Here is an 18,766-nt window from a genome sequence, read left to right on the forward strand (position 1 = left end):
CCGGGGACCGTATCGGTTTTTCGCGGGACCGGGGGCGTCGCGTGGCGGCGTGCGCTCGACCCGAAACGGTGGCAACGCGGGCCATACCACGAGATTTATCCACGGCGGGGCGGTTCCTCGGAGTATGCACGACAGTTCGGGCGACAACGTCCTCTTCGTCGTGATGGACACGGTCCGGAAGGACCATCTCACGCCGTACGGCTACGGCAAGCCCACGACGCCCGGGCTGGAGGAGTTCGCGGCGGAGGCGACCGTCTACGAGGAGGCGGTCGCGCCCGCCCCGTGGACCCTGCCGGTCCACGCCTCCATGTTCACCGGTCTCTACCCGAGCCAGCACGGCGCGAGCCAGGAACAGCCGTACCTCCCCGACGACGTGGGAACGCTCGCGGAGGCCATGTCCGCGGCGGGCTACGACACGGCCTGCTACTCCTCGAACGCCTGGATTACCCCCTATACGCGCCTGACCGCCGGGTTCGACGACCAGGACAACTTCTTCGAGGTGATGCCCGGCGACTTCCTCTCGGGCGCGCTGGCGTCGTTCTGGCAGAAAATCAACGACAACGACCGCATGCGCGCGGTCGCCAACCGCCTCGTCGAGTTGGGCAACGAGGTCCACGAGTACTTCGCGGGCGGCGAGGGCGCCGACTCGAAGACGCCCGACGTCATCGACAACACCATCGAGTTCGTCGACGACTCGGAGGAGTGGTTCGCGTTCATCAACCTGATGGACGCCCACCTCCCCGTCTACCCGCCCGAACAGTACCGCGAGGAGTTCGCCCCCGACGTGGACCCCACGGAAGTGTGTCAGAACTCCAAGGAGTACAACTCCGGCGCGCGTGACATCTCCGACGAGGAGTTCGAGGACATCCGCGGGCTGTACGACGCCGAGATTCGCCACATCGACGCGCAACTCGAGCGGCTGTTCGACCACCTGAAGGCGACCGACCAGTGGGAGGACACGCTGGTCGTCGTCTGTGCGGACCACGGCGAACTCCACGGCGAACACGGCATCTACGGCCACGAGTTCTGCATCTACGACCCGCTGGTGAACGTCCCGCTCATGCTGAAGGCGCCCGGCGAGGACCCGGGCCGGAGCGACCAGCAGGTCGAACTGCAGGACCTCTATCACACGGTGCTGGAGTTCGCGGGCGTCGACGCCGTCGGCGAGCCGCTCGACCCGACGCGGTCGCTTCTGTCGGCCGACTATCGCGAGTTCGCTGACGGCGAGTACGCGTTCGTCGAGTACCACCGGCCCGTGGTCGAGCTCAAACAGCTGGAGACGAAAGCCGAGGAGGCGGGCATCGACCTCGACGAGGAGTCGCGCTACTACTCGCGGATGCGCGCGGCCCGCCGGACCGACGGGAAGTACATCCGCAACGAGCGCATCGACGACGAGGCGTACCGGCTGGACCGCGACCCCGGCGAGACGGAGAACTTGGCGGGCGACCCCGACGAGACGATCGAGGCGGTCGAACGGCGACTCCGCGAGTTCGAGGAGCGGGTCGGCGAGACGTGGGACGACGACTACGACCCCGACGACGACGTGTTGGACGACATGGACGAGACGACCAAGGACCGCCTCGAGGACCTCGGCTACATCGAGTAACGCGTGTCCCGCGAGGTACTGGAGTTCGTCGACCGAGAGACCGCCGCCAAGACGCTTCTGGGCTTCCTCATCGCAGGAATCCTGCTGTACCTGTTCGCCGCGGGCATCGGCCTCGGTGAGGTGTCGCGGGCGCTGTCGGACGCCGACCCCCGATGGCTCGCGGCCGGCTGTCTCTCCACGCTTTTGTGTCTCGCACTCTGGGGGAAAGCGTGGCAGGTCGTGCTCGGCGTCGCCGGCATCGAGGTGCCGTACCGGCGGCTCGTCGTCACCTACTTCGCCGCGACGTTCGCCAACTACGTGACGCCGCTCGGGCAGGCCGGCGGCGAGCCGTTCATCGCGTACGTGCTCTCGCGGGACACCGGCGCCACCTACGAGGACTCGCTGGCCTCCGTCGTCACGGCGGACCTGCTGAACCTCCTGCCGTTCTTCTCGTTTTCGGCGGTGGGGATGTCGGTGCTTCTCGTGCAGGCGGAACTGCCGCCCATCGCGGAGGGGCTCGCGCGCGGCCTCCTGTTGATGGCGGTCGGCGTCCCGGCCATCGTCGCGGGCGCGTGGCGCTACCGCGAGTGGGTCCGGGGCGGCGTGCTCCGGGTCGTCGCGCCCGTCGCGCGCATCACCGACCGCGTCTCTGTCGACGGCGTCGGCCGGCGCGTCGACGACCTGTTCGACGCGTTCGACCGCATCGCCCGCGACCGCGTGGCGCTGGTGAAGGCCATCGTGTTTGCGTACGCCGGGTGGGTGTTCTTCGCGCTCCCGCTGTACGCCGCCGCACAGACGCTCGGCGAACCCGTGGGGCTGTTGCTCGTCCTGTTCATCGTGCCGGCCTCCACGCTCGCGGGGTTGACCCCCTCCCCCGGTGGACTGGGCGGCGTCGAGTTCGCCCTCGTCGCGCTACTGGTCGCGCTCGTCCCGGGCATCGGAACGGCGGCGGCGCTTGCCATCGCGCTCGTCTACCGGCTGATGAGCTACTGGTTCGCCCTGCTTGTGGGCGGCGGCGCGGCCGTCGCCGTGCTAGTGCGGTCGTGAGACCGACCGGGAGCGTCACCGCTCGTCGACGGTCACGCCGAACGCCGCCGGCGTGGCGTCCGCGACGGCCGGAAGCCGCCGCAGTCGCGGCCGGACGAGCACGTACAGCCCCGTGACGCTGAAGCCGAACGCGGCCAGCCCCATCGTCGTCGTCGGGCCGAGCGCCTCCGCGACTGCGCCCCCGAGAAGCGAGCCGAGCGGGAGCGTCGCCCCCGAGGCTGTCCCCTTGACCGACGAGACGCGGGCGAGGCGGTCGGCCGGGAACACCGTCTGGTTCAGCGTCGACGTGAGCACGCCGCTGGCGCCGGCGGGCACCCACGCGAGGCCAAACAGGACGACCGTGACCGGCGCCGACGGCGCGTACGCCGCCGCGAGCCAACAGCCGGCCGCGAGCAACTGGGTGAGAAGTACCCGGCCGTAGCCGACGCCTTCGAGGTAGGGGGCGACGAGCGACCCGGCGAGGCGGCCGACGCCCAGCGCCCCGAGCATCGCGCCGTAGACGGCGGGGCCGCCCAGCGCGTCGCCGAACGCCGGGAGTGTGGCGAGCGTCACGCCCGTCGCCAGGTTCGCCACCGCGGTCAGCGCCACCAGTTCGACGAACACGCTCCCGCGGAGCGTCTCCACCCCGACGCGCATGTCCTCGAGGTACGACCGGAGCACCGGTTCGGCGTCGGCCGACCCGTCGGCGTCGTCGTCCGCTGACTCGTCGCGCGCGAGGGCGATGCGGGCGAACAGGAGGCCGGCGAGCGCGAACGTGGCCGCGTCGACCAGAAACAGCGTCGTCGCGTCGACGACCGCGAGGACGGCGCCGCCCAAGGCGTCGAACACCATGTCCAGCCCGAGCGTGACCGTCGCCAGCGCGGAGTTGGCCCGCGAGAGCCGCCCCTCGGGGACGATGCGCGGGACGAGCGTCGTCTGCATCGGCGCCATCACCAGCGTCGCCAGCGTCAACACGGGGACGACGGCGAACACGACGCCGACGCTCAGCCGGTCGAACGCGGCCGCCAGCGGAAAGGCGAGCACGACGACGCCCTGCACGACCTGCGACCCGACCAGCACGGGCTTGAGCGGCAGGCGGTCGACGACCGGCCCGGCGAGTATCTGCAACAGCCACGGGAGCAGGAGGACCGCGTTGGCGACGCCCGTGAGCAGCGACGAGCCGCTCAACTGGAAGACGAGCCACAGGACCGCGACCGAGTAGAGGCTGTCGCCGGCGTTGGTGACGAACTGGCCGGCGAAGAACCGCCGGAAGTTCCGGTTGCGCCACAGCGACTGGGTGGCGGTCATCGGCCACCCCCGTCGGTCGGTCCGGAGCGTGGTCGAGAGCGATGCGACTGTCGGAACGGCGAATCGTCGAGCGGCGGCCGGCGCGTCGCCGGCGCCGCGGCGGAATGCGGCATCTACGTGTGTCTGTGGTGAGTGGACTGCGACTCCAGAACGGAGCGAGGCGGACCCGAGTGCTGCAGCTATCGGGCCCGCCGCGCGGCGGGCGGCGAGAGGGGGTCGAACACCGGACGACACGCGGGCCGGCGACTCATGGAACGCGTCACGCGAACGTGGACGAGACCCGGCTTAGTTCTGGCGGCACCGTGACAGTCAGTCACGACCCGCCACCGGCGACCGACCGCCGCGGGTTTAACCCCCGAGCGCCCCAAGCCGGGGTATGCGCGTCGTCACGCTGCTGCCCTCGGCCACGGAAATCGCCTACGCGCTCGGCGTCGAACCGGTCGCCACCAGCCACGAGTGCGACTGGCCGCCCGAGGCCGCCGACAAGCCCGCAGTCAACTACGCGAACGTCGATCCCGACGCCTCGCCCGACGCTATCAACGAGCAGGTCGCGACGGCCGAACGCGGCGACGGCGTCTACGGCATCGACCTCGACGCGCTGGAACGGGCCGACCCCGACGTGGTCGTCTCGCAGGGCGTCTGTGACGTCTGTGCGGTCGACTCCGTGCTCGTCGAGGAGGCCGTCGACGAACTCGGACTCGACTGCGAGGTGGTGACGACCGACCCCCACTCGCTCGACGACGTGTTCGCGGACATCGAGCGACTGGGCCGGGTGTTCGGCCGCGAGGAGCGCGCCGACGAGGTGGTCGCCGGTCTCCGCGACCGGGTCGACGCGGTCACCGAGCGGGCGCCCGCGGACGGCCCGAGCGTCGCCGTCCTCGACTGGACCGACCCGGTGATGGTCGCGGGCCACTGGGTGCCGGGGATGGTCACGTCGCTCGGCGCCGAATACGGGCTCGAGGAGCCGGGGCTCGACTCGAAACCGCGGGAGTGGAGCGAGGTCCGGGCGTACGACCCCGACGTGCTGGTGGTCGCGCCCTGCGGCTACCAACTGGACCAGACGTTCGACCACCTCGACACGCTCACCGACCGCGAGGGCTGGCGCGACCTCACGGCAGTCAGCGAGGGCCGGGCGTACGCGATGGACGGCCACCACTACGTCAACCGCCCGGGGCCGCGGCTGGTGGACACGCTCGAACACCTCGCGGGGCTCCTCTACCCCGACAGCTTCGAGGCGCCGCCCGAGGACGTGGCCCGCCCGCTCGCCCGCCGGGTGGCCTGACCGCGATGGAACTGGCCGCGGGCGTCCGCGCGGAACTGCTCGCTCACGCCCGCGAGGGCGCCCCGGAGGAGGTGTGTGGCGTCCTCGCCGGCCGCGGCGACCGGGTGACCGCCATCGAGCGGGTGGCGAACGTCGCGGACACGCCGGGGACACGCTACGAACTCGACCCCGGCGAGCAGGTGGCGGCGATGCGGGCCATCGAGGAGCGGGGCGAGGAGGTGGTGGGGTTCTATCACTCGCATCCCCGCGGGCCGCCGGCGCCGAGCGCCACCGACGAGCGGCTGGCGACGTGGCCCGACCATCTCTACTGCATCGTCTCGGTGCCCGACGAGTCGGTACGGGTGTGGCGGTGGACGGGCGAGCAGTTCGACCCCGTGGTGGAAGCCGAAGGCTGAACCCCGTGCCGACCGAACCGGATGCATGGCCGACCGGACGCTCACGGGCGAGGTGCTCCACGTCGTCGAAGACGGCGAGCAGGCGGAGTACGACCTGACCGACGAACTCGCCGAGATGGCGGCCTCGAAGCGTATCCTCGTCGTCCGCGAGGGCGGCCGACCCTCGTGGCTCGAGCGCATCGCGGCGTTCGTCCGGCGCGACCCCATCGAGGCGGTGACAGTCGTCACCGCGTCGGCCGCCGGGGAGGGCCAGGAGGTGACCGCGGAGGTTCGGGAGACGGAGCTACCGGGCGTCTACGTCGCCGAGGAACTCCGGACGCGTTAGGCGCGCCGGAGCCGAACCTCGAACACGGCACCCCGAGGGTCGTTGTCCCGCACCGACACCTCGCCGCCGCAGGCGGTCACGATGGTCTCGACGAGATAGAGGCCGAGGCCGGTCGACCCCGATTCGAGGCCGGTCGTCCCCTGCTCGAACACGCGCGACTTCTGTGCGTCCGGAACCCCGGGGCCGTCGTCGGCGACGGTGACGACCACCCAGTCGTCGCCCGCGTCGACGCCGACGGTGACGACGGGCGTCTCGCTGTCGTTGTGCTGGACGGCGTTGCGGAGCAGGTTGCCGAACACCGACGACAGCAGTGGCGTTCCCTCGACGGACACGTCGCCCACGTCGGGCGCGTCGAACCGCGCCGTCTCGAACGCGAGGCGAGCCTTCTCCAGTTCCGCGTCGAGCACGTCGCCGAGCGGCGTCGGCCGGCGGTCCAGTTCCCCCGACTCCTCGATGACGGTTATCACGTCCCGGAGCGCGTCGGTGAGGTCGACGACGTGGTCGGCGACCCGCACCGTCCGCTCGACCACCTCGCGCTGGTCGGGGCCGAGCTCCGCCTCCAGCAGTTCCAGCCAGCCGGAGACGACGCTCATGTCGTTGCGGATGTCGTGGCGGACGATGCGGTTCAGGACGGTCAGCTGTTCGTTCTTCGACTCGAGTTCGCGCTCGCGCTCGACGCGGTCGGTCACGTCCCGCGAGGTGAGCAGGTAGCCGCCGATGGACTCGAGGCGGTCGCTGGAGGCGACGGTCTCGAACCAGCGCCACGAGCCGTCGGCGTGGCGGATGCGGTACTCGACGCGGTACTCGGTGCCGCTGTCGTCCGCGATGGCGCGCCGAAACGTCTCGCGGGCGCGCTCGCGGTCCTCGGGATGGAGGTCCCGAAACACGTCCCGGCCGACCCGTTCCTCGGGGTCGTAGCCGAGCGCGTCCTCGATGGCGGGACTGGCGTATCGAACCGTCCCCTCGCCGTCGAGGACGGTTATCACGTCGCGGGAGTGCCTGAGAACGACTTTCAACTCATCTTCGAGAACCGGATTCATTACACCCAGTGAGTGTCAGCACGATATAAACTCACCGCCGAATTTCGGCCGACAGAACGAGCTCAGTCGGCGTCGACCGCGCAGGTGTCGGTGTAGTCGACGTCGTGGACCGACTCGATGCCGCCCTCGGTACAGACGGGGCAGTCCGGGCGCTGTTCGACCGGTATCTCGCGGAACGTCATGTCCGCGGCGTCGTAAAACAGGAAGCGGCCGGCGAGCGTCTCGCCGTACGCCAGCGCGAGCTTTATCGCCTCCGTCGCCTGGATGGTGCCGACGACGCCCGGCAACACCCCGAGCACGCCCGCCGTCGCGCAGTCGGGAACCGTGCCGGGTTCGGGCGCCTCGGGGAAGATACACCGGTAACAGGGCCCCTCGCCGTCGAAGGTAGCGACCTGCCCCTCGAACCGGAGGATGGCGCCGTGGGCGAACGGGACGCCCGCGAGCGTGCAGGCGTCGTTGACGAGATACCGGGTGGCGAAGTTGTCGGAGCCGTCGACGACGATGTCGTAGTCGGCTATCAGGTCTTCGACGTTCTCGGTCGTGACGCGCGTCTCGTGGGGTTCGACGGTCACGTCGGGGTTGAGCCGCTCGACGTACTCGCGGGCCGACTCCACCTTCGGGCGCCCCACGTCGGCGTCGGCGTGAATCACCTGTCGCTGGAGGTTCGACCGCTCGACGACGTCGTCGTCCGCGATGCCGAGCGTGCCGACGCCCGCCGCCGCGAGATACTGGATAACCGGCGAACCGAGGCCGCCGGCGCCGAGACACAGCACCCGCGAGTCGAGCAGTTCCGCCTGCCCCTCGGGGCCCACCTCGTCCATGATGATGTGTCTGGAGTAGCGGTCGAGCTGTTCGGGGTCGAGCGAGAGGTCGGCCATATTCGAGAGTTGGGGCGCTCGGGCAAAAGCTTCGGCCCACGCGACCACCCACGTCGCCGCGGGGGAGGTTTGGACGCGTTTGTCAGAACCCCTTTTGTTCGATGTCGGAACTCACGAACAGAGGCACACATGAGCGACGACAGTTCGAACGACATCGGCCGGCGGAGCTTCATGAAGGCCGCCGGCACCGTCGCCGGGGCGGGCCTGCTCGGCGTGGGAACGGACGCCGTCGGGGCGGCCGAGAGCGGCATCGGCGAGCGGTTTCTGAACTGGCGGACGGTCGAGGCACAGAAGGTGTGGGACCGCGGCTATCGGGGACGACCGGACAGGACGGTCGCGCTGACGGACTCGGGCGTCGCGGCGCGGCATCCGGACCTCGGGCCGTGGAACGGCATCCTCGCGGACATCAAGGACGGGTCGGTCAAACTGGCCGACACCGACGGCGCCGACTTCACCGAGGCCGACGCGGAGACGACGTTCACCACCCTGGAGACGCTCACCGACTCGGGCACCATCGGGCCCGGCGTGGCCGACGCCGGCCAGAGCCAGCGGAAGGTGATGGTCACGTTCACGCCGTCGACGGCGAAGACGAAGACGGACGACAGCGTCGACAGCAAGGAGGCCAACTACATCGATGCGAACCTGACGTGGACGCCCCAGCGGGCGGACAACGAACTCCTCCTCGAGAAGTTCGTGGACGGGAACTGGAAGCAGGTCGGCGCGTCGACCAACTTCAACCCACAGACCGGGGCGGGCGAGACCATCGCGGTCGAGGTCGACCCCGACGTGAAGTACCGGCTGGTCATCGAGACGTACATCAACGCGCAGGCGACGTACGAGTTGACCGCGAAGGTTCAGAACAAGACCGTGAAGGGCGGCGACGGCGGGCCGCAGTTCACGTTCGAGTCGACCGACAGCATCGACCCGTTCGCGGACGTACCCGACGACCCGACGGCGGCGGACGCGACGACGCCGAAGACGGTCGGCTGGTACGACGCCGGCACCCGCTACGGGAGCTTCGACCGGCCGCGCGACCCCGACGGCCACGGGAGCCACGTCGCCTCCACGATGGCCGGCTCCGGTCGCGCCTCGACCGTCGACCACGACAACACGACGGTCCACGAACCGCGTACCGTGCTCGTGCCGGGTGACTTCATCGAGTACGAAGTCGAGGTCGGCGCGAAGGAGACGGTGTTCGCCTCCGGCTTCGGCGAGCAGGTGAAGATCGAGATCGTCCACGACGACGAGGTCGTCCACACCTCGCCCGCCCGGTTCGACAGCATCATCGCCGACGAACCGGCGGTCCACGACTCCGGGACGGCGACGTACACCGTCCGCGTGCGCCCGTCGCGGACGCAGGACGCCGCCGTGGCGGCGGGCGCCCCCGTGGGCACGGTGGACGCACCCGCCGACCCCGAGGAGGGGACCCCCACCGCGGGCCGCATCGACGAGATAGCCGTCGGTACCTACCACTCGCCGGTGGACGCGGTCGGCGAGCGGGTCGAAGACCAGGGGCAGGCCGTCCACAGCGGCGTCGCGCCCAACCAGTCCATCGTCGGTCTGCAGGGGCTCTCCGAGCCGACGGCCGACCTCGCGGCCCACGCCGAGACGTTCGCGGACGCGTTCAACATCCGCGCGGTCAACATGTCGTGGGGCTTCCTGCTGGGCGCGCCGGTCGGCGGCGCGGGCGGGGCGACCAGCCCCCTTCCGAGCCAGATTCGGAACATCGCGAAGGGCGGCATCCTCACCGTGGCCTCGGCGGGCAACGCCATCACGCCCGCGAACGGCAACGGCTCGGCAGCGGGCCAGGACGAGGCCATCTCCGTGGTCGCGACCGGCCCGTTCGACGGCATCGCCTCCTACTCGTCGGGCGGCCTCGCGACCGTCGACGAGAGCGAAAGCGAGGACGCCGAGGACGGCGTCCCGGTCGACCGCAAGCCGGACGTCACCGCGCCCGGCGGCGATCTGAAGCCGGACGTCATCACCCTGCTCGCGGGCGTCAGCCACCCCGTCCCCTCGTACTACGAACTCGTCCGTGCGGCGCTCGCGCCGAGCCCCGACGAGTCGTTCGAGGCGGGGGACCCGCCGCGTGACTTCCTCTCCATCGGCGGCACGTCGATGGCCTCGCCGTACACCACCGGCACCGCGGGACTGGTCGCACAGGCGATGGAGGAGGACGCGCCCGACGACATCGCGCTACCCGAGCCGGCCGAGACCGGCCTCGAGGAGACCCTGCGGCTGAAGCAGGCCATCCTCGCCACGGCGAGCGAGACGCCGTTCACGGCCGCGCCGTACCACAACGCCAAGACGACGCCCCACCAGCCGACCTACGAGCACGGCGGTCGCGACCCCTACGAGGGGTACGGCCGCGTCAACCCCGACGCCGCCGTCGACGCCGTCTCCCGGCCGCTGGTCGCGGCCGACGACGATGCGCTCGTCGACACCTCGACGGTCGACCCGAGCGACACCGCCAGCGCCACCAGCGAGGAGGCGGTCGGCCTCTACATCCCCGAGGACTCGCGTGCGGTCGCGGGCTATCTCGACCTCGAGGACGGCGACGCCGTCACGGTCGACATCGCCCATCAGTTCTACTCGGGCGGCAACAAGGGGATGGCCAAGGATGCCCCGTGGCTCGACCTGTTCGTCTACGACGCCGCCAACCCCGCCGAGAACGGCGAACCAAACATCGTCGCCAGCGTGCAGGGACGACAGGGCTCCGGTTCGGTCTCCGTCAGCGGCGCGGGGACGTACTACGTGGTCGCCAAAATCGTCAACGTCCCCGGCGCGGTCAACGGCTACGACGTCCGGTCGAACTTCGAGTTGACCGTCAGCTACACCGCGCCCGCGCTCCCGACGCTGTCGGCGTCGGGCGCTCGGAGCGACGACGGGTCGGCGTTCACCGCCGGGCAGACCAACCAGGTGACGCTCCGCCTGCGGGACATCAGCCCGCAGGTCGACGACGACGCCACGGTCGAACTGTACGACGAGTCGCCGTGGGCACTCACCGAGTTCGGCAACGACGGCGTCAGCCGCGACCCCGACACCGGCGAGGTGTCGCTGGGTACGGTGAAAGCCGAGGATATCAAGAGCGGCGAGGTCGTCAGGAGCTACTTCGTCGAGGCGCCGAGCAGTAGCGGTCAGTACACGTTCGGTCCGGCGTCGGTCGAAATCGACGCGGAGGCAGACCTCAAGGGCACGACCGCCACCTACGGCGGCACCGAGACCAACGTCGTCGTCGGCACCTCGACCAACCCCGGCGAGGCCGGCAGCACGACGACCGACCTGTAACCCTCACTCCCTGTTTTCGTCGGCCGGCCCCTCGAACGCTCGCAACTGCAGGTCCAACTGGTCGAGCAGTTCGGGCGTCACCGCGGCCTCCAGTTCGATGACCTCGCCGACGTGGTCGTCGAGTTCCCCGCGAAGCGCCTGCGCTTCGGCTGGCTCCATCCCCAGCGGAAACCGCACCTCGTCGCGGAGCCGCGCGGCGTAAGCCGTCAGCACGGCCGCCATCGTCGCCTCGTCGAGGTCCCCCTCGGCTTCGACCAGCAGGTCGCCCACCCGGTCGCGGAACTCGTCGGTGTCCATAGTCCGGCGTCGGCGGCAAGCGGCAAAAGGGGTGTCACTCGCGGCGGTCGGGGGAACGGCGAGCCGAGGGGACGCCGCTCCGGAACCGACTTCCCGCGGACGGTCAGACGCCCGGTATGGACACCGACCGGGGGCAGCTGGCCGCGCTCTATCTCACGCGCTTTGCGGGCGGGTTCGGGCTGGCGACGCTCGCCACCCTGTTGCCGACGTACATCGACCTCTACGACCCCTCGGGGCTGGTCATCGGCCTGTTCACGGCGGCGTTCACGCTCGCACAGACCGCGGCCATCGTCCCGTTCGCGTGGGGTGGCGACGCCGGCGACAAGCGGTGCGTCCTGCTTGCGGCCGTCGGCCTGTCGGCGGTGACGTACGTCGCGTTCGCGCTCGTCGACGGCTCGTGGGACCTCGTCGGCGCGCGGGCACTCCAGGGCGCGGCCGCCACCGGCGCGTCCCTCCTCTCGCTGGCGCTGGTGGGCGAGCGCGCGCCGGTCGGCGGGCGGGCGAACCACATCGGGAAGGCGAACGCCGCGCGCCTGCTGGCGGGCATCGTCGGCGCGCTCTCGGCGGGCGTGCTGTACCAGACGCTTGGGTTCACCGCCATCTACACGCTCATCACGGTGCTTCTGGTCGCGGCCGCCGTCGCCGTCGTCGCGTTCGTCGGCCCCGACGGTACCCGAATCGAGGGGTTCCCGTTCGGGTCGCTGGCGCTCAACGAACGGCTGTTGACGCTGTCGACGTTCCGCGGCCAGTACGCCGTCGCCGTCACGCTCGTCCGGACGTGGGTGCCCATCTTCGCGGGCGTCGCCGCCGCGAAAGGGGGCCTCGCGTACGGCTCGTTCGCCGTCGCCGTCGTGTTCACCGCCGAGAAGGCCGCGAACATGGTCTGTCAGCCGTACACCGGCCGCCTGTCCGACCGGTTCGGCCGCGCGGCGTTCGTCGCGGCGGGCGGCGCCGCCTACGGACTGGTCGCGCTGGTCGTCCCGTTCACGCCCGCCATCGGGGAGGCGCTCGGCCTGCCGGCGGGCCTGCCCGGCGCGGCGTGGCTGGCGAGTACGCCGCTCGTCGCGGCGCTGGGCGTCGCTGGCCCCGTCGGCGGGGTTGCGACGCTGACGCCCGCCATCCTCCCGCTGGTGGCCTGCAACGCCCTCCTGGGCGTCGCGGACGCGTTTCGCGAACCGGCGAGCATGGCGCTGTTCGCCGACGAGGGCGAGACGGACGACGACGGCGGCGTCGCCGCCTCGTTCGGCATCCGCGAGTTCGTCTGGCGGCCCGGGAGCGTCGCCGCCCCGCTTCTGGGCGGGTGGCTCATGACCGGCGTCGGGATGGCGTGGGTGTTCTACGTCGGCGCCGCCGCGGCGTTCTCGGCGGTCGGCGTGTTCCTCGCCGTGCTCACCGCCCGTCACGGCGCGGGCGCGCTGTCGACGTGGTGACGCCCGGACGTTTGAAGTGCGGCGCCGTCGCCCTCCGGGTGTGCGACTGGCGCTGGACATCGAGACGGTCAGCCCCGACCTGGGGCCGGACGAGCGGCCGGACTTCCGCGATTCGGACGACTTCGAGTTGCTCGCAGTGGCGCTGGGCTACGAGCGGCCCGAGGGCGTCGAGTCGACGGTGCTGTTCCGCGACGGCACCGACGCCGCCAGCGAACTCGCGCTCCTCGACCGGGTACTCGACTGGTGTGACGCCCGGCCGGCGAAGACGCTCGTGACGTACAACGGGGAGGCGTTCGACCTCCTGCATCTCCGCGGCCGGGCCGAGCGCGCGGCCGCGGCGGTCGGCGACGACGAGGTACCCGACAGGGTCGACGCGTTCCTCGACGGCCTCGCGCACGACGACCTGCGGGACCGCGCGGTCGACCGCTGGGGCGGCCGCCCGCGGTTCGAGGACGCCTGCGACCGGGTCGGCGTCGACGTGCCCGAGACGCTATGGCGCGAGTACGACCACGGCCGCGACCCGCGCGCGTGGCGGGGCGCGACCGGTACCGACGACCCGACGGTGCAGAACAGCGACGTGCCGGGGTTCGGCGCCGCCTACCTCGACCTCGCGGCCGTCGGCGCGACGGACACGCTCACGTTCCGGGAACTGGAGCGGATGCTCACCGACTACGCGCTCGCGGACGTGGAACCGCTGTTCGAACTGGCGGACGCCCTGTGACGCGTCTCGCGGCCTCCCCGCTCGCCCTCGCCGCTCACGGCTCCCGTTGGTCGCCGTTCGCCGGTCCGAGGACTCGTTTCACTCGTCCTCGCCCTCGAAGTCCAGCGCCGCCGAGTTGATACAGAACCGCTTGCCCGTCGGCTCCGGGCCGTCGTCGAACACGTGGCCGAGGTGGCCCTCGCAGTTCGCACAGACGACTTCGGTGCGAACCATCCCGTGCGAGCGGTCTTCGCGGAACTCGATTGCACCCTCCTCGGCGTCGTAGAAGGAGGGCCACCCCGACCCCTCGGTGTCGAACTTCGTGTCGGAGTCGAACAGCACCGCGCCACAGCCCGCGCAGGTGTACTGCCCGTCGTCGTCCTTGCCGATGAACTCGCCGGTGAACTTCGGCTCGGTGCCCTGCTCGCGGAGGATTTCGTACTCCTCGTCGGTCAGTATCTCGCGCCACTCCTCGTCGGTTCTGGGGACGCTGTCGCCCTCGCTCATGTCCCCCCGTACGCGCCGGAGCGCCTTGGATGTCGTGGCGGTAGTCTCAAGACGCGCCGCGCGGACGGACGGATATGCGAACCGAAGCGGAGATTCGGGAGCGGATCGAGCATCTCGAGGAGGAGTACGACCGCCACGACCCGCCGAAGTCGGCGCTGGAAGACGAGACGGAGATAGCCATCCTGCGGGCCATCGAGGAACTGGAGTGGGTACTCGAGGAGTTCGAGGACGAGGCGTTCACGACGTAGCCGCAAGCACGAGCACCGCACGAGTGTCGTCGAGGGCGCGGGGCGCCACCTCGCGGGCCCCGTCGAACCGCACCAGTTCTCCGGCACCGACCTCGAGCGGGTCGCCGTCGAGTCGCAGGTCGAGGCGTCCCTCTACGACGTGACAGACGACGACGCGGTCGGGGTGGGAGTGGCGGGGGCGCTCCTCGCCGGCGGAAAGCGACAGGCGGACGACCCGCGGGTCGCCGTCGAACACGGGGGCGACCGTTCCGTCGAGCGCGTCGAGCGCGACGACGTCGTCGGCCATCTCAACAGCAGAACATGAACGGCTGCATCAGTGCGACGCGGTCGCCGTCCTCCAGTTCCGTGTCGAACCCGTCGAGCAGTTCGTTGAACTTCCCGTTGACGAGGACGCGCGCGTACCGGCGGGTGCGGTCGCCCTCGGGGTTCGCCTCCCAGCGGCCCGGCGGGTCGCCCTCGTAGGGCGCCCACCCCTTCGTGTGCGTCTCGGCCTCGCTCGTCGCCATGAGGAGGTCCTCGCAGTCGTACTCCGCGAAGAACGCCTCGAGGAACTCCCGCAGGGTCGTCCCCTCGAACGTGAACTCGAACCGGTGGTCGCCGAGACGGTCACGGACCTTCCCCGTCGCCTTCACGTCGACAGTGGTCGTCGCCCGGGCGTCCGCGTCGGCAGTCGTGCTCATACGGGCGATAGGTGCGAGGCGGGGTTACGGTTGGCTCCGAACATGTTCGGGGTCGAACGGACGTGTCCGCGGCACCGACCTCCGGGTATGGGAGTCTCCCACGACGACGTCGAACCCGTGACCGACCGCGTCCACGAGGGGTCGTGGTCCGCGAACCTCGAGAAGCCGAAACACGCCGATGACCGCGAGCTGGTCGTCGCGCAGGCCGTCGACGCCGTCGACCACACCGCCGAGGGCACGCACGTCAACCTCGTCACGCACGCGACCCACGGCCACCCCGAGTCGTATCTCTACCCCGTGCTCGACGAGTTGGACGTGGAGTACCGCTACGTCGAGCAGTGTGGCTGTGGCGGCCACGTCGTCCGCGTGTTCGTGTAGAGCGGTCGCTCGCTCTTCGCGTCCGGGGTCACGACAGTCGCCGTGAGCGCGCCGAAACGGAGGCCGCGACGGACAGCGGTGGTGGGCCGGGTCAGTAGATGGGCCCTTCCTCGTCGGCGGAGGCCGGCTTGTCCGGCGAGGGGTCGAACGTCTCGGGCACCTTCTCGCCTGTCACGTCTATCTCCGCGAGCATCCCCTTGCGGGCGACCCGCGAGAGTGCGTGGTCGACCAGTTTGATGCGCTCGGGGACGACCATGTCCATCTCCCCGACCATGCAGGAGCCCGGGGGCACCTTCATCGTCTGGACGTACTTCTCGGGGTCGCTCGCCAGCGCGCCGTCGCGGTAGGCGTTCGTCCAGACGTTGCCGATGGGGTGGAAGTTGCTGGAGAGGTTCGGCCCGCCGTCGACGAAGAACACCCGGACGCGCTCGCCCGTCTCGGCCTCCAGCGGCCCGTGGCGCGCGGCGGCCCACGCGTACTTCTCGCCGTTGAGGAGGACGTAGTTGGGGTCCTCCTTCGCCATCCGGGTCATGTCGAACCCGTGGTGGCCCTCGGAGCCGGCCTTGCTGTCGGTGTACACCTCGTGCTGGCCGAAGTAGAGCTCCCGGTCCACCTCGGGAAGCCCCTCTTTCGGCTCGACCAGCACCATCCCGAACATCCCGCTGGAGATGTGGTAATCGAGGTTCGGGACCGCACAGTGGTAGATGTACGCACCGGGGTAGCGGGCGGTGAACGCCTCGGCGTTCGACTCCCCGGGTGCCGCCATCGTGGCGACGCTCCCGCCACCCGTCCCGTAGATTGCGTGCATGTCGACGTTGTGCGGCATCGCGTTGCCGTCGGCGTTCGTCAGGGTGAACTCGACGCGGTCACCCTGCCGGACCCGAATCATCGGGCCGGGCACCTGCCCGTCGAACGTCATGAAGTTGAACGTCACGCCGGGCTCTATCTCCGCTCGGACCTCCCGCGCGGTCAGTTCTATCTCGTGGGTCGTCGGTTCGTCCCGGTCGATGGGCGCGGGGAGGTCCGTCGGGTCCGCCGCCACCCGCTCGACCGGCTGTTTCGATTCACGGGACGCCTTCGGCGTCCGGGAGAGCGTCTCGGTCTCGTCGCCGTAGCCGGCGCTACAGCCGGCGACGGCCGCCGTCCCGCCGATGCCGAGTCCCTGGAGCATTCGCCGCCGTGTGGTTACCATGGGTCGTCACCTCACGTTCGTGGCTTGCCCGACGACGACAATCAACCCGGACGCCGGTTCTCAGGCCCCGAGACGGCGCGGGAACACGTTCGGGTCGATGACTTGAGTGGACGGGCGACGCCGCGGGTCGTGACGGGTTGAGCACACTGACCGACGGGAACGACCCAGCGCGGGCCCCGAGCGCCCGGTCAGACGAACCGCCCGAGGTTGACGAGGAACACGGCGTACAGCACCAGAAGCGTCGCCCCTTCCCAGCGGGTGACGCGGCGGTCCTGCGTGATGAAGAAGTACAGTAGCGTGGCGAGTACCATCACCGGGAGCGCGTACGTGCGGATGCTTGCGGCGACGGAAAGCGGACCGAACAGCGCCGGCACCCCCATCACGGCGAGGCTGTTGAAGATGTTCGAGCCGGTGAGGTTGCCGACGGCGAGTTCGGTGTCGCCCCGGTGGGCCGCCAGCGCGGTCACCGACAGTTCCGGCAGGGTCGTCCCCACCGAGAGGACAGTGACGGCGACGAGTTCCGTCCCGACGCCCGCCTGTGCCGCGATGGCGACGACGGCCGTGACGACGCCCTGTGCGGCGAGCACCACGACGCCCAGGCTGACGAGGAGCGCGATGTAGGTCCGGGGGCCCGCAGTCACCGGCGGCGCGGGCGTCGGCTCGTAGCCGACCGCCGCGAGTTCGTCCTTTTCCGAGATGGCGAAATGCAGGTAGACGGCGAGCGCCGCGAGCGCGAGCAGGCCCTCGACGGGCGCGAACGGCGAGTCCCAGACGGCCACGACCAGCAGGACCGCCGACGCCGCCAACAGCGGGAGGTCGACCCGCATCAGTTCGCGGTTCACCCGGAGGTCGCGGCCGACGACGGCCGCCACGCCGAGGATGAGCAGGACGTTGGCGAGGTTCGCGCCGACGACGTTGCCGACGACGATGCCCGGTACGCCCCGGACGGACGCCAGCGTCGCCGCGGTGAGTTCCGGCATGGAGGTGCCGGCACCGACCACGACGACGCCGACGACGAACGGCGAGAGGCCGACCGAGAGGCCGACCCGCTCGGCGGCGTCGGTGAACCGGTCGGCCGCGAGCAACAGCGCCGCGAGTGCGACGACGAACAGAAGCCCGCTCCCGACGACGCTCGCCATGGCGGCGATGCAACGGGCGGGGCGATAAGGCTCGGGGTCGTCTCAGGGGGGCTCGTAGTCGGGGCCGACGCGCACGTCGAGGGCCCGCCGCCGGTTGCGGAGCGTCAGATGCTCGTGCTCCGCGAGTTCGCCGTCCCGGGAGAACGTGATGGGCTCGTCGTCCGTCTCCCGGATACGGACCTCGCTGGCCCGGAAATGGGTGACCGCCTCGGTGTTCTCGCCCAGCAGGCGGTCGACGACCGCCTCCGTGACCAGCCCCGAGGGCGGCATCTGCTCGACGACGGCCACGTCGAACAGACCGTCCTCCATGTTCGCCTGCCCGCCGCCCTGGATGAACTCCCGGGCGTTGCCCACGAGGACGGTGATGGCCTCCCCTTCCCAGAACTCGTCGCCGTTCTCGCCTTCCGCCTCGACCGAGAGGTTCAGCCCGTCGAACTCCATCGCCTCCTGGACCCCGGTGACGACGAACGCGAAGGTGCCGAGGCTCCCCTTGAGGTCGCTCGAGGCGGCCGTCGACGCGTTCGCCGGGAGGCCGGCGATACAGGAGACGAGGAACGGCCGGTCGGCGGCAAACCCCACGTCGAGTGCCCGCACGTCGCTCCTGTCGGTCAGGTCGAGCGCGTGGTCGATGTCCCGGATGCCGATGTTGTTCGCCAGCAGGTTCGCCGTGCCCGCCGGAATCACCGACAGCGTCACCGCATCGAGGTGGTCCTCCGCGGCGAGGCCACACAGCACCTCGTTGACGGTGCCGTCGCCGCCGGCGACCGCCACCTCGCGGACGTCCTCGCGGGCGGCCCGCTTCCCGAGTTCGACTCCGTCGCCGGCCCCCTCGGTTCGCCACACGGCGAACCCCTTCCCCCGCGCCTTCTGAGCGACGTACTCGGCGTGGTCGCCGGTGCCGCTCACGGGGTTGAGTATCAGCGTTCGGGAGCCGACCTGCATGTACGGGAGTCCGTGGTCGCTACACTTATCCCTACGGTTGTCGAGTCCGCCGAGCGACTGTGACCCACCGCGCCCTGATGCAGTGAGCCGCACGACGCCGGCGCGACCCGGTCGACGACGACCGCT

The 18,766-nt window shown here is 70.5% G+C and carries 20 protein-coding genes; 10 read left to right on the plus strand and 10 right to left on the minus strand.

The window, feature by feature from the left end:
• Positions 1–124: 124 nt before the first annotated feature.
• Both NL112_RS03380 and NL112_RS03385 read left to right on the plus strand, forming a co-directional pair.
• Entirely contained in the window at positions 125–1,606 is a 1,482-nt protein-coding gene (locus NL112_RS03380) for a sulfatase (protein WP_255151225.1), read from the plus strand.
• A gap of 3 nt (positions 1,607–1,609) precedes the next feature.
• Positions 1,610–2,632 carry a lysylphosphatidylglycerol synthase transmembrane domain-containing protein gene (locus tag NL112_RS03385; RefSeq protein ID WP_255151226.1) on the plus strand — a complete coding sequence of 341 codons (1,023 nt, stop codon included), beginning with the start codon at positions 1,610–1,612 and terminating at the stop codon, positions 2,630–2,632.
• A 15-nt stretch (positions 2,633–2,647) separates the two neighbouring features.
• Here NL112_RS03385 and NL112_RS03390 read toward each other — a convergent pair whose 3' ends face one another.
• Positions 2,648–3,919, minus strand: coding sequence for an MFS transporter (locus NL112_RS03390; RefSeq protein ID WP_255151227.1), 1,272 nt, complete (start codon positions 3,917–3,919; stop codon positions 2,648–2,650).
• 376 nt (positions 3,920–4,295) lie between these two features.
• On the opposite strand from NL112_RS03390, the gene NL112_RS03395 reads away from it, so the two are divergent.
• Genes NL112_RS03395 through NL112_RS03405 form a run of 3 tightly spaced genes read left to right on the plus strand, consistent with a single transcriptional unit; the run spans position 4,296 to position 5,921 of the window.
• The gene (locus NL112_RS03395) at positions 4,296–5,201 is read left to right on the plus strand and encodes an ABC transporter substrate-binding protein (protein ID WP_255151228.1); all 906 of its coding nucleotides are present in this window, start codon (positions 4,296–4,298) and stop codon (positions 5,199–5,201) included.
• A gap of 5 nt (positions 5,202–5,206) precedes the next feature.
• Positions 5,207–5,596, plus strand: coding sequence for a desampylase (locus NL112_RS03400; RefSeq protein WP_255151229.1), 390 nt, complete (start codon positions 5,207–5,209; stop codon positions 5,594–5,596).
• Positions 5,597–5,621: 25 nt separating this feature from the next.
• Positions 5,622–5,921 (plus strand): DUF7526 family protein, encoded by a 300-nt coding sequence (locus tag NL112_RS03405; protein ID WP_255151230.1) that lies wholly within the window; start codon positions 5,622–5,624, stop codon positions 5,919–5,921.
• On the opposite strand, the gene NL112_RS03410 is transcribed toward NL112_RS03405, so the two are convergent.
• Together NL112_RS03410 and ubaA are read right to left on the minus strand one after the other, a co-directional pair.
• A complete protein-coding gene (locus tag NL112_RS03410; protein WP_255151231.1) occupies positions 5,918–6,961 on the minus strand; it encodes a PAS domain S-box protein in 1,044 nt (347 codons plus the stop codon). The genes NL112_RS03405 and NL112_RS03410 overlap by 4 nt on opposite strands.
• Before the next feature lie 62 nt (positions 6,962–7,023).
• Positions 7,024–7,839 carry an SAMP-activating enzyme E1 gene (gene ubaA, locus NL112_RS03415; protein ID WP_255151232.1) on the minus strand — a complete coding sequence of 272 codons (816 nt, stop codon included), beginning with the start codon at positions 7,837–7,839 and terminating at the stop codon, positions 7,024–7,026.
• 129 nt (positions 7,840–7,968) lie between these two features.
• On the opposite strand from ubaA, the gene NL112_RS03420 reads away from it, so the two are divergent.
• Positions 7,969–11,127, plus strand: coding sequence for a S8 family serine peptidase (locus NL112_RS03420; RefSeq protein ID WP_255151233.1), 3,159 nt, complete (start codon positions 7,969–7,971; stop codon positions 11,125–11,127).
• A gap of 3 nt (positions 11,128–11,130) precedes the next feature.
• Here the strand turns inward: NL112_RS03420 and NL112_RS03425 are convergent, their stop codons facing one another.
• Positions 11,131–11,424 (minus strand): hypothetical protein, encoded by a 294-nt coding sequence (locus NL112_RS03425; RefSeq protein ID WP_255151234.1) that lies wholly within the window; start codon positions 11,422–11,424, stop codon positions 11,131–11,133.
• Between the two features lie 116 nt (positions 11,425–11,540).
• Between NL112_RS03425 and NL112_RS03430 the strand changes: the two genes are divergently transcribed.
• Positions 11,541–12,854 carry an MFS transporter gene (locus NL112_RS03430; RefSeq protein WP_255151235.1) on the plus strand — a complete coding sequence of 438 codons (1,314 nt, stop codon included), beginning with the start codon at positions 11,541–11,543 and terminating at the stop codon, positions 12,852–12,854.
• A gap of 40 nt (positions 12,855–12,894) precedes the next feature.
• Positions 12,895–13,575 carry a hypothetical protein gene (locus NL112_RS03435; protein WP_255151236.1) on the plus strand — a complete coding sequence of 227 codons (681 nt, stop codon included), beginning with the start codon at positions 12,895–12,897 and terminating at the stop codon, positions 13,573–13,575.
• 78 nt (positions 13,576–13,653) lie between these two features.
• On the opposite strand, the gene msrB is transcribed toward NL112_RS03435, so the two are convergent.
• Positions 13,654–14,061, minus strand: coding sequence for a peptide-methionine (R)-S-oxide reductase MsrB (gene msrB, locus NL112_RS03440; RefSeq protein ID WP_255151237.1), 408 nt, complete (start codon positions 14,059–14,061; stop codon positions 13,654–13,656).
• Positions 14,062–14,135: 74 nt separating this feature from the next.
• Between msrB and NL112_RS03445 the strand changes: the two genes are divergently transcribed.
• Complete coding sequence (locus NL112_RS03445; protein ID WP_255151238.1) at positions 14,136–14,309, plus strand: hypothetical protein; 174 nt, start codon at positions 14,136–14,138, stop codon at positions 14,307–14,309.
• Here the strand turns inward: NL112_RS03445 and NL112_RS03450 are convergent.
• The gene (locus NL112_RS03450; RefSeq protein ID WP_255151239.1) at positions 14,299–14,595 is read right to left on the minus strand and encodes a cupin domain-containing protein; all 297 of its coding nucleotides are present in this window, start codon (positions 14,593–14,595) and stop codon (positions 14,299–14,301) included. The two genes, NL112_RS03445 and NL112_RS03450, sit on opposite strands and share 11 nt — an antisense overlap.
• Position 14,596: 1 nt before the next feature.
• Positions 14,597–14,989, minus strand: coding sequence for a MoaD/ThiS family protein (locus NL112_RS03455; RefSeq protein ID WP_255151240.1), 393 nt, complete (start codon positions 14,987–14,989; stop codon positions 14,597–14,599).
• A gap of 87 nt (positions 14,990–15,076) precedes the next feature.
• On the opposite strand from NL112_RS03455, the gene NL112_RS03460 reads away from it, so the two are divergent.
• A complete protein-coding gene (locus tag NL112_RS03460) occupies positions 15,077–15,367 on the plus strand; it encodes a CGCGG family putative rSAM-modified RiPP protein (protein WP_255151241.1) in 291 nt (96 codons plus the stop codon).
• Between the two features lie 91 nt (positions 15,368–15,458).
• Here the strand turns inward: NL112_RS03460 and nirK are convergent, their stop codons facing one another.
• The 3 genes from nirK to NL112_RS03475 all read right to left on the minus strand — a co-directional run bounded on the left by nirK (position 15,459) and on the right by NL112_RS03475 (position 18,640).
• On the minus strand, positions 15,459–16,559 hold the full coding sequence (gene nirK / locus NL112_RS03465; RefSeq protein ID WP_255151242.1) for a copper-containing nitrite reductase: 1,101 nt from the start codon (positions 16,557–16,559) through the stop codon (positions 15,459–15,461).
• Between the two features lie 188 nt (positions 16,560–16,747).
• Complete coding sequence (locus NL112_RS03470; protein ID WP_255151243.1) at positions 16,748–17,698, minus strand: calcium/sodium antiporter; 951 nt, start codon at positions 17,696–17,698, stop codon at positions 16,748–16,750.
• A gap of 42 nt (positions 17,699–17,740) precedes the next feature.
• Positions 17,741–18,640, minus strand: a complete 900-nt coding sequence (locus tag NL112_RS03475) for a diacylglycerol/lipid kinase family protein (protein WP_255151244.1) — start codon at positions 18,638–18,640, stop codon at positions 17,741–17,743.
• Between the last annotated feature and the right edge of the window lie 126 nt (positions 18,641–18,766).

The organism is Halorarius halobius (genome assembly GCF_024298865.1).
Classification (GTDB): domain Archaea; phylum Halobacteriota; class Halobacteria; order Halobacteriales; family Haloarculaceae; genus Halorarius; species Halorarius halobius.

Bases quoted from the DNA above. Each gene is read 5' to 3' on its own strand.
- NL112_RS03380 (WP_255151225.1), top strand. From the start codon at position 125: ATGCACGACAGTTCGGGCGACAACGTCCTCTTCGTCGTGATGGACACG.
- NL112_RS03390 (WP_255151227.1), bottom strand. From the start codon at position 3,919: ATGACCGCCACCCAGTCGCTGTGGCGCAACCGGAACTTCCGGCGGTTC.
- NL112_RS03395 (WP_255151228.1), top strand. From the start codon at position 4,296: ATGCGCGTCGTCACGCTGCTGCCCTCGGCCACGGAAATCGCCTACGCG.
- NL112_RS03400 (WP_255151229.1), top strand. From the start codon at position 5,207: ATGGAACTGGCCGCGGGCGTCCGCGCGGAACTGCTCGCTCACGCCCGC.
- NL112_RS03405 (WP_255151230.1), top strand. From the start codon at position 5,622: ATGGCCGACCGGACGCTCACGGGCGAGGTGCTCCACGTCGTCGAAGAC.
- NL112_RS03410 (WP_255151231.1), bottom strand. From the start codon at position 6,961: ATGAATCCGGTTCTCGAAGATGAGTTGAAAGTCGTTCTCAGGCACTCC.
- ubaA (WP_255151232.1), bottom strand. From the start codon at position 7,839: ATGGCCGACCTCTCGCTCGACCCCGAACAGCTCGACCGCTACTCCAGA.
- NL112_RS03420 (WP_255151233.1), top strand. From the start codon at position 7,969: ATGAGCGACGACAGTTCGAACGACATCGGCCGGCGGAGCTTCATGAAG.
- NL112_RS03425 (WP_255151234.1), bottom strand. From the start codon at position 11,424: ATGGACACCGACGAGTTCCGCGACCGGGTGGGCGACCTGCTGGTCGAA.
- NL112_RS03430 (WP_255151235.1), top strand. From the start codon at position 11,541: ATGGACACCGACCGGGGGCAGCTGGCCGCGCTCTATCTCACGCGCTTT.
- msrB (WP_255151237.1), bottom strand. From the start codon at position 14,061: ATGAGCGAGGGCGACAGCGTCCCCAGAACCGACGAGGAGTGGCGCGAG.
- NL112_RS03445 (WP_255151238.1), top strand. From the start codon at position 14,136: ATGCGAACCGAAGCGGAGATTCGGGAGCGGATCGAGCATCTCGAGGAG.
- NL112_RS03450 (WP_255151239.1), bottom strand. From the start codon at position 14,595: ATGGCCGACGACGTCGTCGCGCTCGACGCGCTCGACGGAACGGTCGCC.
- NL112_RS03455 (WP_255151240.1), bottom strand. From the start codon at position 14,989: ATGAGCACGACTGCCGACGCGGACGCCCGGGCGACGACCACTGTCGAC.
- NL112_RS03460 (WP_255151241.1), top strand. From the start codon at position 15,077: ATGGGAGTCTCCCACGACGACGTCGAACCCGTGACCGACCGCGTCCAC.
- nirK (WP_255151242.1), bottom strand. From the start codon at position 16,559: ATGGTAACCACACGGCGGCGAATGCTCCAGGGACTCGGCATCGGCGGG.
- NL112_RS03470 (WP_255151243.1), bottom strand. From the start codon at position 17,698: ATGGCGAGCGTCGTCGGGAGCGGGCTTCTGTTCGTCGTCGCACTCGCG.
- NL112_RS03475 (WP_255151244.1), bottom strand. From the start codon at position 18,640: ATGCAGGTCGGCTCCCGAACGCTGATACTCAACCCCGTGAGCGGCACC.